The 10986-nt window shown below is 71.1% G+C and carries 9 protein-coding genes; 1 reads left to right on the top strand and 8 read right to left on the bottom strand.

All coding sequences use genetic code 11. The features are described from left to right. Positions 1–18: 18 nt before the first annotated feature. From JS521_RS14040 to JS521_RS14075, 8 genes are all read right to left on the bottom strand, one after another. Positions 19–2154 carry an N-6 DNA methylase gene (locus JS521_RS14040; protein WP_205083285.1) on the bottom strand — a complete coding sequence of 712 codons (2136 nt, stop codon included), beginning with the start codon at positions 2152–2154 and terminating at the stop codon, positions 19–21. Beyond that, on the bottom strand, positions 2151–2819 hold the full coding sequence (locus tag JS521_RS14045) for an Abi family protein (protein WP_205083287.1): 669 nt from the start codon (positions 2817–2819) through the stop codon (positions 2151–2153). Before JS521_RS14045 ends, JS521_RS14040 begins: the two co-directional genes overlap by 4 nt. Before the next feature lie 349 nt (positions 2820–3168). Continuing rightward, entirely contained in the window at positions 3169–4179 is a 1011-nt protein-coding gene (gene hemB / locus JS521_RS14050; RefSeq protein ID WP_205083288.1) for a porphobilinogen synthase, read from the bottom strand. A gap of 173 nt (positions 4180–4352) precedes the next feature. After that, positions 4353–6023, bottom strand: a complete 1671-nt coding sequence (locus tag JS521_RS14055) for a bifunctional uroporphyrinogen-III C-methyltransferase/uroporphyrinogen-III synthase (protein WP_205083290.1) — start codon at positions 6021–6023, stop codon at positions 4353–4355. After that, positions 6020–7006, bottom strand: a complete 987-nt coding sequence (gene hemC / locus JS521_RS14060; protein ID WP_205083291.1) for a hydroxymethylbilane synthase — start codon at positions 7004–7006, stop codon at positions 6020–6022. Before hemC ends, JS521_RS14055 begins: the two co-directional genes overlap by 4 nt. Further along, positions 7003–8511 (bottom strand): glutamyl-tRNA reductase, encoded by a 1509-nt coding sequence (locus JS521_RS14065; protein WP_205083293.1) that lies wholly within the window; start codon positions 8509–8511, stop codon positions 7003–7005. Before JS521_RS14065 ends, hemC begins: the two co-directional genes overlap by 4 nt. After that, positions 8508–9269 (bottom strand): redox-sensing transcriptional repressor Rex, encoded by a 762-nt coding sequence (locus JS521_RS14070; protein ID WP_205083295.1) that lies wholly within the window; start codon positions 9267–9269, stop codon positions 8508–8510. Before JS521_RS14070 ends, JS521_RS14065 begins: the two co-directional genes overlap by 4 nt. A 257-nt stretch (positions 9270–9526) precedes the next feature. After that, on the bottom strand, positions 9527–9817 hold the full coding sequence (locus JS521_RS14075; RefSeq protein WP_205083297.1) for a glutaredoxin family protein: 291 nt from the start codon (positions 9815–9817) through the stop codon (positions 9527–9529). 158 nt (positions 9818–9975) lie between these two features. On the opposite strand from JS521_RS14075, the gene JS521_RS14080 reads away from it, so the two are divergent. Continuing rightward, a complete protein-coding gene (locus JS521_RS14080; RefSeq protein ID WP_205083299.1) occupies positions 9976–10935 on the top strand; it encodes an HAD family hydrolase in 960 nt (319 codons plus the stop codon). The last annotated feature ends 51 nt before the right edge of the window (positions 10936–10986 follow it).

The raw sequence follows: 10986 nt of genomic DNA on the forward strand, positions 1-10986 counted from the left end.
ATGCAGCGATGACCCTCGTCAGGGCCCCGAGTTCCGATCAGGCCTTTTGCGCAGCCGCAGGTCACCGTCCGCGACACCCGCCGCCAGCCGTTCGGCCAGCGTGTCCAGCGCCGACAACTGCCGTCGCACGTCGGCACGGTGGCGCTCCGTCTCGGCCAGGACGGCATCGAGGTCGGCGATCTCCCCCACCGGCAGCTGTGGCAGATCCATGTCCTTCACGCTCACCCTCCGCACGAGCGATCCGCTCCCACGCTGTTGGTTGCGGGGCGCGGCCAGCAGCCGGGCCAGTGCGTGAGGGCGCATCCACAGGTTCCCCGGACGGCCCGTCCCGCCCTCCGCCAGGTCCATCAGGTACTTCCGGTAAGCGGCGATGCGCAACCCTTGCACCGGTGCCAGCAGAACGCAGCCGCCCGCGTCGTCCACCTGCGTGCGGACGCCATGCTCGGTGAGCAGGAAGACATCGCCCTGCTCGGTCATCTGGGTCTGCGGATAAGCGGCGAGTTCTTCCAGCATGATGCGACGCTGCCCGAGAGGCAGGGCGCCGAGCATCTCCTCACGGCCGATCACCGGTACACCCGCGTCCCCGATGTCGCTCTCCCTGATGCGGTGACCCGGCAGGAGCCGGAGCTGTCCTGCCCTCAGCTGTCCACCGACCTTGAAATGCTCGGCACGTACCTCCCTTTTACCGACGCCGAGATCACCGATCCACTGCTTCAGGTGGGGCAGCGCCACATACGCGTTCTGCCGCGCCTCCACCGTGGCCGCGAAATGATCGAGCCCCTTCTCCGGTGAGGCGAGCCGGTGCGCGGGCAGCAGAGACCGTCCGTCCAACAGATAGGAGCTGCCGGGCCCGGCCGTATCCACCCGCACGCGCTGAGCCTCCTGCGGCACAGGCGTCGCGGTGCTGCCCAGCAGCCCCACGGTGTTCCGCTGCCAGGCGTCACCCACCCGACGCGCCAGGCGGTCCGCGTCGATCAGCAGCGTGTGAGGATTCGTAGGCGGGCGCCACGTGCCCCGCAGCACCAGCAATGCGTGCTCGGCACCGGTACGGAAGGTATGGATGCGACGGGGCAACTGGATGATCGCTTCCACCGCACCGGACTTGAGCAGGTACTCCCGCATCCGGGTATTGGCCGTCCCTGTCGCGCCACGGGGCCGGGACAGCGTCCAGGAAGGGACGACCACAAGGGCCTGCCCGTCCTCCCCCAGACGCCGGACCGCTTCCAGGGCCCACTTCAGCGGACCTTCCTCGTCCCGTTCGTGCTCTCCCGAGGCGTAGGGCGGGTCGGCCACCACCAGGTCAGCCGGCGGAAACCCCAGCGGGCCCCGGACGGACCCCGAAACCGCGGAGTGCGCCGGGGGCAGACGAACACCGTCCAAATCCTCCGGCGTGGGGCATACCAGAATCTCCCCGGCAGACCAGTGGGCAAGCAGCCGGTAATTCAGCACCGTCCGCCGCAAGGCATCGGGCTCCACGGCGGCCACGTAGTTCTCGCCGTCGTCGGCGTCGAGTGCCAGCAGGACATCCCCGGCCCCCGCACACAGGTTGAGCACGACCACAGGCTTTGCTGCCGACAGAACCGGCTGTGCGAGGACGTCGATCAGCTCGACGACAGGCAGCGGAGTCGCGTCCATGGCCAGGTCGGACTGAAGGCGTCCGGCCAGCTTGAGCACCGCTTCGGCCGCGGCACCGGTGCTGCCCAGCTCTCCGATCAATTCGCGTACGGTACGCAGCAACTCCGTGTCAGCGGCGTCGAAATCAGCCAGCAGGCTTACAGGCAGGCTCTCTTCTGCACTGCCTCCGCCCTCCCCCTCCATAGCAACGACGGCCAGCGCCCTGACAATCAGCTCGTCAGGTCCCAGCATCCCGTGCCCGAGCATGACCAACCGCCGCGACCGGAGCCCGTCACGGAAACGTTCGCCGTACGTCGGCAGAGTGCCGTCGGGGTGCGGTTCACCGTCGGGCACAGGCCGCTCGTCCAGCCAGCGCCCGATCTCCTCCGCGTCGAACAACGGCTTGCTCTCGGAGCCACCGACCGGCTCGGGGAAGGAAGCGTGCCGCCGCCGCCAGTTACTGACCGTGGGCCGGCCAACCTCGGCGAGCTCCTTGATCTCGCCGAGGGTGACCGGCTCGTACCGCCGCCGCTCCGTCACAGCACAATCTCCTCCTCGCCCGAGAGGACCCGGGCCTTGCGGGCCAGGACCGCAGGAACCTGGCTGTACTTCTCGTGACGCGCTGCCAGCGCAGGAGCGACGAGTGCCGTCAACTCGACGGCCGTACGGAAGTCCTCCTCCAAGCGGCGGTGGCAGACCCGCTCGTGGTGGGCGATGCGGTTGCGCAGCGTCCGCATGATCCCCAACCGGTCATGAAGGTTCTGCCGCCCCACGCCGTTGAAGCAGTGACGCAGCGCCGGGTTCCAGTACCTCATGTCGTAGTTGCCGTGCCCGCCCTTGCTGACCAGGCTCACCCAGAAGCCGAACGACATCGACGCAACGACGTCGCTCGGGCTGAACTCCCCTCGCTCGGCCAGCTCGTCCTCGGCACCGCGGATCTTCCGCATGCCCCAGCTGTTGGGCTCCGCCCTCCGCAGGTTCCACCAGTCGCTGCGGCCGAACTTGCCGGTGAGCTGGCGGTGCACCCTGTTCCGCAGGCTCACCTCCAGATCCCGCAGCGGGCTGTACAGCGCACGCGCCACCTCCGCGTCCCAGGCGTACAGCCGCAAGGCCACCACGACGTCGCCATGGCACTCCTCCAGGAACGGCAGAAACCGCTCCGGGGAGATCGCAGCCACTAACTGCTCCTCGCTGCTCTCCGCCATCGCCCGCACTTCCTTCCCTCCCGCCACCGTGTTACGGTTCCGGGGTACGCCTTGGAGTCCTGTCACCGCTTGCTTCGCCGCATAGCACACAGCCCAGGGCAGAGCCTGGTGATACGCCCTGTACTGCCCACCTCAATTAGGCAGTGCAGGGCATCACTGTTCTTGCCGTGAGAGCCGAGCTGACGCTCCCCTCACCGCGATGAGATCAATCTAGCGCTTCCTTCCCCAGATGTGAAGCCGCGCGAGCTAGCACTTGTGAGAAGCGGGGTTCTCACTGGTGACGCGACGCTCTATAGGTACATGAAAAGCGGGCCACGGCTCCACCGTGACCCGCTCCAGTCGAACCAGGTCAGCCCTGCCCGGCGTCGCGCCCCAGCCACTGGGCCGCCTCGGTCGCCCAGTAGGTGAGGATCATCTGCGCCCCGGCCCGCCGGATCCCGGTCAGGCTCTCCAGGATCGCCTTGTCCCGGTCGATCCAGCCCTTCTCGGCGGCGGCCTCGATCATCGCGTACTCGCCGCTGATCTGGTACGCCGCGACCGGCACGTCCGCGACCTCCGCAACCTTGGCGAGGATGTCCAGATACGGTCCGGCGGGCTTCACCATGACCATGTCCGCACCCTCCGCCAGGTCCAGCGCCAGCTCCCGCAGCGACTCGCGGGCGTTGGCCGGGTCCTGCTGGTAGGTCTTGCGGTCACCGGTCAGCGAGGATCCGACGGCCTCGCGGAAGGGGCCGTAGAAGGCGGAGCTGTACTTCACGGTGTAGGCGAGGATCGACACGTCCTCGTGGCCGGTCTGGTCCAGGGCGTCCCGGATCACGCCGACCTGGCCGTCCATCATGCCGCTGGGGCCCACCACATGGGCCCCGGCGTCCGCCTGGACCTGGGCCATCTCCGCGTACCGCTCCAGCGTCGCGTCGTTGTCCACCCGGCCGTCCGCCGTCAGGACCCCGCAGTGGCCGTGGTCGGTGAACTCGTCCAGACACAGGTCCGACATGACGATGAGGTCGTCGCCGACCTCCTCGCGCACCGCGCGCAGACCGAGCTGGAGGATCCCGTCCGGGTCGGTTCCCACGGTCCCCCGGGCGTCCTTCTTCCCGTCCTCCGGCACCCCGAAGAGCATGATCCCCGAGACCCCGGCCGAGACCGCCTCGACGGCCGCCTTCCGCAGGGTGTCCAGGGTGTGCTGGTACACGCCGGGCATGGCCGAGACGGCGACCGGGGCGTCGATGCCCTCCCGGACGAACGCGGGGAGGATCAGGTTCGCGGGGTCGAGCCGTGTCTCGGCGACCATCCGCCGCATCGTCGGGGTCGTCCGCAGCCGCCGGGGGCGGGAGCCGGGGAAGTTTGCGTACGCAGTCATCCTTCGACGATAGACCCGTGCGCCCCACGGTCTTACCGACACCTGCGCCGGGAAAGGCACAGGCGCAGGCTGTTGACAGGCCCCTGCGGGCGGCCCGGAAAAGACGCCGGCCCCGGAAAGGACAGCGGGCCCGGCCGCCGAAGCGACCGGGCCCACTCACCCTCGTACTGCCGTTACGTCGTCGTCCGACGTCTGCGCGCCCCCGGGCGCCGCTCGCTCGGCCGGGTCACCGGGTCACCGGCCTCCTTCGCCGCGTCCCGGCGCTGCGCGCCGAAGGCGGCGAGCGCCTCGGCGAGCTTGTGCACCGACGGCTCCGGGGACAGCACGTCGACCCGCAGGCCGTGCTCCTCGGCGGTCTTCGCGGTGGCCGGGCCGATACACGCGATGACGGTCACGTTGTGCGGCTTGCCCGCGATGCCGACCAGGTTGCGCACCGTCGAGGACGAGGTGAACAGGACCGCGTCGAAGCCGCCGCCCTTGATCGCCTCGCGGGTGTCGGCCGGCGGCGGCGAGGCGCGGACCGTGCGGTACGCGGTGACGTCGTCGACCTCCCAGCCCAGCTCGATGAGCCCGGCCACCAGGGTCTCGGTGGCGATGTCGGCGCGCGGCAGGAACACCCGGTCGATCGGGTCGAAGACCGGATCGTAGGGCGGCCAGTCCTCCAGCAGCCCGGCGGCGGACTGCTCGCCGGAGGGCACCAGGTCCGGCTTGACGCCGAAGTCGATCAGCGCGGCGGCGGTCTGCTCGCCGACCGCGGCGACCTTGATCCCGGCGAAGGCGCGGGCGTCGAGACCGTACTCCTCGAACTTCTCCCGGACTGCCTTGACGGCGTTCACGCTGGTGAAGGCGATCCACTCGTAGCGTCCGGTGACCAGGCCCTTGACCGCGCGCTCCATCTGCTGGGGCGTACGCGGCGGCTCGACGGCGATCGTCGGGACCTCGTGCGGCACCGCACCGTAGGAACGCAGCTGGTCGGAGAGCGACGCGGCCTGCTCCTTGGTACGCGGGACGAGCACCTTCCAGCCGAACATCGGCTTGGACTCGAACCACGCGAGCTGGTCGCGCTGGGCGGCGGAGCTGCGCTCTCCGACCACGGCTATGACCGGCCGGTGCCCCTCCGGCGAGGGGAGCACCTTGGCCTGCTTGAGGGTCTGGGCGATCGTCCCGAGGGTCGCCGTCCAGGTGCGCTGGCGGGTGGTGGTGCCCGCGATCGTCACGGTGAGCGGGGTGTCGGGCTTGCGGCCCGCCGAGACCAGCTCACCGGCGGCGGCCGCCACCGAGTCGAGCGTGGTGGAGACGACGGCGGTGGCGTCGCTCGCGCCGACCTCGCTCCAGCACCGGTCTGAGGCGGTACGGGCGTCGACGAAACGGACGTCCGCACCCTGCGCGTCACGCAGCGGCACCCCGGCGTACGCGGGCACGCCGACGGCGTTCGCGATGCCCGGGACCACCTCGAAGGGCACCCCGGCGGCGGCACACGCGAGCATCTCCGCGCCGGCGTCGCCGTCGAGCCCCGGGTCGCCCGCGACCGCACGGACCACCCGCCTGCCGCCCTTCGCGGCCTCCATGACAAGATTGGCCGCATCCCTGAGAACGGGTACACCGGCGGCTGTTGACGAGACGTCAACAACCGTCAGCTCAGGCGTGCTCACACCTTCCCGCGCATGGCTGCGAACGACGTCGAGCACATCGGGCTCGGCGACAAGGACGTCCGCGCTCGCGAGCGCTTCGACAGCGCGCAGAGTCAGCAGTCCCGGGTCGCCGGGACCGGCGCCGAGGAAGGTGACCTGGCCTTGGGCGGACAGGACCGGAAAGTCGGATGCGGCGGGGCCGGTGGGGCTCAAAGTGCTCGCTCCCCCATAAGACCGGCCGCACCCTTGGCGAGCATCTCGGACGCGAGTTCGCGACCGAGGGCCGCCGCGTCGTCGTGCGACGTGGGGACGGGACCGGTGGTGGACAGCTGTACGAGCGAGGAACCGTCGGTGGTACCGACGACTCCGCGCAGGCGCAGTTCGTTGACAACCTGTCCGTCGACCAGGAGGTCGGCCAGCGCACCCACAGGTGCGGAGCAGCCGGCCTCCAGGGCGGCGAGCAGGGCACGCTCGGCGGTCACGGCGACCCGGGTGTACGGGTCGTCGAGCTCGGCGAGCGCGGCGGCGAGGTCGGCGCCGGACGCGGCGCACTCGATCGCCAGTGCTCCCTGGCCGGGAGCGGGCAGGACGGTGTCGACCGGCAGGAAGTCGGTCACCTCACCGCTCCGGCCGAGACGGCTGAGCCCGGCGGCGGCGAGGACCACCGCGTCGAGCTTGCCGTCCCGCACGAACCCGATCCGCGTGTCGACGTTGCCCCGGATGGGGACGGTCTCGATCCGCAGTCCGTGGGAGCGTGCGTACGCGTTGAGCTGCGCCATCCGGCGCGGCGAACCGGTACCGATGCGGGCGCCGTCGGGCAGCTGCTCGAAGGTCAGCCCGTCCCGGGCGACGAGCGCGTCGCGCGGGTCCTCGCGCTGCGGCACGGCCGCCAGCACGAGGTCGTCGGGCTGGCTGGTCGGCAGGTCCTTGAGCGAGTGGACGGCGAAGTCCACCTCGCCCCGCAGCAGCGCCTCGCGCAGGGCGGCGACGAAGACGCCGGTGCCGCCGATCTGCGCCAGGTGCTCGCGGGAGACGTCCCCGTACGTGGTGATCTCGACGAGCTCGACGGCGCGCCCGGTCACCTCGCGGACCGCCTCGGCGACGAGCCCGGACTGGGCCATGGCGAGCTTGGAGCGCCGGGTGCCCAGCCGGAGCGGCGCGGCGCTCCGCGCGTCCGGCGATGAGTTGTCGGTCATGACCGCCCTCTATTCGGGTCGTTCAGGTCGGCCCGGGAGACGGCGGCCACCGTCTGCGGGTCGAGGTCGAAGAGTTCTCGCAGCGCGTCCGCGTACCCGGCGCCGCCGGGCTCGCTGGCCAGCTGCTTGACCCGCACGGTGGGCGCGTGCAGGAGCTTGTCGACGACGCGGCGCACGGTCTGGGTGATCTCGGCGCGCTGCTTCTCGTCCAGGTCGGGGAGACGGCCGTCCAGCCGGGCGATCTCGCCGGCGACCACGTCGGCGGCCATGGTGCGCAGGGCGACCACGGTCGGGGCGACATGCGCGGCGCGCTGGGCGGCGCCGAAGGCGGCCACCTCGTCGGAGACGATGGTGCGGACCCGGTCCACATCGGCGGCCATCGGGGCGTCGGCGGACGCCTCGGCGAGCGACTCGATGTCGACGAGGCGCACACCGTCGACGCGGTGGGCGGCGCCGTCGATGTCGCGCGGCATGGCGAGGTCGAGCAGGGCGAGCCGGACCGGTCCGGTGGACTGGGCGGGCACCGTGACACGGCGCGTCCCGGTCCGCGGACCGGCGTGCGCGGCGGAGGCGACGGACCCGTTCTCCACCCAGGCGGCGTGCTGGTCGACGTCGTCGGGGGCCGGGGTGACGGTGACCGTCGGCCGCTCGGGCGCGGCGTCCAGGCTCACGCCCAGGGCGTCGGCGAGGGCGTCGGCGGTGAGCACGAGGCCGGTGGAGCCGGTGCAGGAGACGACGATGTCGGCACGTGTCAGTTCGTCGCCCACCGCGGACATCTCGACGGCGCGGGCGCGCACGGCGGTGTCGTCGCCCTGCTGGAGGATCTCCACCAGGCGGTCGGCGCGGGCGCGGGTCCGGTTGGCGACGGCGATCTCGGCGCAGCCGGTGCGGGCGAGGGTGGCGGCGGCCAGCGAGGACATCGAGCCGGCGCCGATGACCAGGGCGCGCTTGCCGCGGGCCCAGCACTCGGGGTCGGCCCCGGCGGCGAGCTGCTCCAGCCCGAAGGTGACGAGCGACTGCCCGGCCCGGTCGATCCCGGTCTCGCTGTGGGCGCGCTTGCCGACCCGCAGGGCCTGCTGGAAGAGGTCGTTCAGCAGCCGTCCGGCGGTGTGCAGCTCCTGGCCGCGGGCGAGCGCGTCCTTGATCTGGCCGAGGATCTGGCCCTCGCCGACGACCATCGAGTCGAGCCCGCAGGCCACCGAGAACAGGTGGTGGACGGCCCGGTCCTCGTAGTGCACATAGAGATACGGAGTGAGCTCGTCGAGCCCGACGCCGCTGTGCTGGGCGAGCAGGGTGGAGAGCTCGGCGACGCCCGCGTGGAACTTGTCCACGTCCGCGTACAGCTCGATGCGGTTGCAGGTGGCCAGGACCGCGGCCTCGGTCGCGGGTTCCGCGGCGAGGGTGTCCTGGAGCAGCTTGGCCTGGGTGTCGGCAGCGAGGGAGGCCCGCTCCAGTACGGAGACGGGGGCGCTGCGGTGGCTCAGTCCAACGACGAGGAGGCTCATGCGGGCATCACGGCGGGCATGTCCCCGTCGGGTCCTTTTCGGCCGGCGGGCGTGGCGCGCATCGGGGGCGCGCCCTCGTCCTCGGCGGCGGCGTCCTCGCCGGCCTTGCGCTGCTCGTGGAACGCGAGGATCTGGAGCTCGATGGAGAGGTCGACCTTGCGCACGTCGACGCCCTCGGGCACCGAGAGGACGGTGGGCGCGAAGTTCAGGATGGAGGTCACACCGGCGGCGACGAGCCGGTCGCAGACCTGCTGGGCGGCGCCGGGTGGGGTGGTGATCACGCCGATGGACACACCGTTGTCGCTGATGATCCGGTCGAGGTCGTCCGTGTGCTGGACGGCGATCCCGGCCACCGGCGTACCGGCCATGGCGGGGTCGGCGTCGATCAGCGCCGCGACCCGGAAGCCGCGCGAGGCGAAGCCGCCGTAGTTGGCGAGGGCCGCGCCGAGGTTACCGATGCCGACGATCGCGACCGGCCAGTCCTGGGTGAGCCCGAGCTCACGGGAGATCTGGTAGACGAGATACTCGACGTCGTACCCGACACCGCGGGTGCCGTAGGACCCGAGGTAGCTGAAGTCCTTGCGCAGCTTCGCGGAGTTGACCCCGGCCGCGGTCGCCAGTTCCTCGGAGGAGACCGTGGGTACGGATCGCTCGGAGAGCGCGGTGAGGGCGCGCAGGTACAGCGGAAGTCGGGCGACGGTGGCCTCGGGAATTCCTCGGCTACGGGTCGCCGGTCGGTGAGTTCGGCCAGTTGCCACGGTGCTCCTGCGGGATGAGCGGGGCTGCAGGCGGCCGTATGTCCCAAGACCGCCCCGTCGAATGCAGGCTATGCCTTTGTGAACGCGTGCACAAAGATAGTGTCCGTTTTGTCCGGTCAAAGTGACCGGGGTCACGCGCATTTCCCGCGCGATCCCGGAACCGGGGACCGCATCAGCCCGTTGCAGCCTCGAAGGGGGCAAAGCGGTACACACTCCTCACATCTACGCCCCCGAGGCCACTCAAAACGCCCGCAATGTTAACCGGGTTTCGCGTCCGCACCCAGCGCCTTGCGCAGTCTCGCCGGGTCCACCCGCCAGAACGTGTGCTGTTCGCCGTCGATCAGCACCACCGGAATCTGCTCCCAGAACTCCTTGTACAGCTCCTCGTCCTCGGTGATGTCCTTCTCCACCCACGACGCACCGGTCTCCTCGCAGACCGCGCTCACCACCGCCCGCGCGTCCTCGCAGAGATGGCAGCCAGGCTTTCCGACCAGCGTGACCACCCGCTCGGCGGGCTTCTTCCGATGACGTCGCAACAGAGGGCTCATGCTCTCCATTCTGCGCCCGCCGGACCCGGATCCCGAGCCTGTCCGCCCCCACCGCGGCCCGCCCGGAATCGCCCGATTCACCATTCCGACCCGAAGCGTTCACGCCGCCGCATCGCGGCAGGTCGGGAAGGTACGGGCGGACTGGCTATGCTCACCGCATGGCCGCTCTTGGATGGCTCACACCCCGTAGGCGTTCCGCTACCGCACGGAGCGTCCTGGCAGGCGAGGCCGCCGCCGAGGCCGCACGCAAGACCTCGGCCGCCGACGACGACTCCGCCCTCCTGACCAAGGCCCCGGAAGTAGCGGACGCGACACCCCCCGAGGAGCCCGCGTTCCCGGTCGCCGGGGACGACCGCGCCGCCGCCTTCTTCGACCTCGACAACACCGTCATGCAGGGCGCCGCGATCTTCCACTTCGGCCGCGGCCTCTACAAGCGCAAGTTCTTCGAACGCCGCGAACTCACCCGGTTCGCCTGGCAGCAGGCCTGGTTCCGGCTGGCCGGCGTCGAGGACCCCGAACACATGCAGGACGCCCGCGACAGCGCCCTGTCGATCGTCAAGGGCCACCGCGTCTCCGAGCTGATGTCCATCGGCGAGGAGATCTACGACGAGTACATGGCCGACCGCATCTGGCCCGGCACCCGCGCCCTGGCCCAGGCCCACCTGGACGCCGGACAGAAGGTCTGGCTGGTCACCGCCGCCCCCGTGGAGACCGCCACCATCATCGCCCGCCGCCTCGGCCTGACCGGCGCGCTCGGCACCGTCGCCGAATCGGTCGACGGCGTCTACACCGGCCGCCTGGTCGGCGAACCGCTGCACGGCCCCGCCAAGGCGGAGGCCGTCCGCGCACTGGCCGCCGCCGAAGGGCTGGACCTGGAGCGCTGCGCCGCCTACAGCGACTCGCACAACGACATCCCGATGCTCTCGCTGGTCGGCCACCCCTACGCGATCAACCCGGACACCAAGCTCCGCAAGCACGCCCGCGCCCGCGACTGGCGGCTGCGCGACTACCGCACCGGCCGCAAGGCGGCCAAGGTCGGTATCCCGGCCGCCGCCGGTGTCGGCGCGCTCGCGGGCGGCACGGCAGCCGCCGTCGCCCTGCACCGCCGCCGCCGCTGACCCGCCCACGCGCCCGCGGCCCCGTTTCCACCACCGCGCCCCGTGCCCGCC

Source organism: Streptomyces durocortorensis, assembly GCF_016901035.1.
Lineage (GTDB): Bacteria > Actinomycetota > Actinomycetes > Streptomycetales > Streptomycetaceae > Streptomyces > Streptomyces durocortorensis.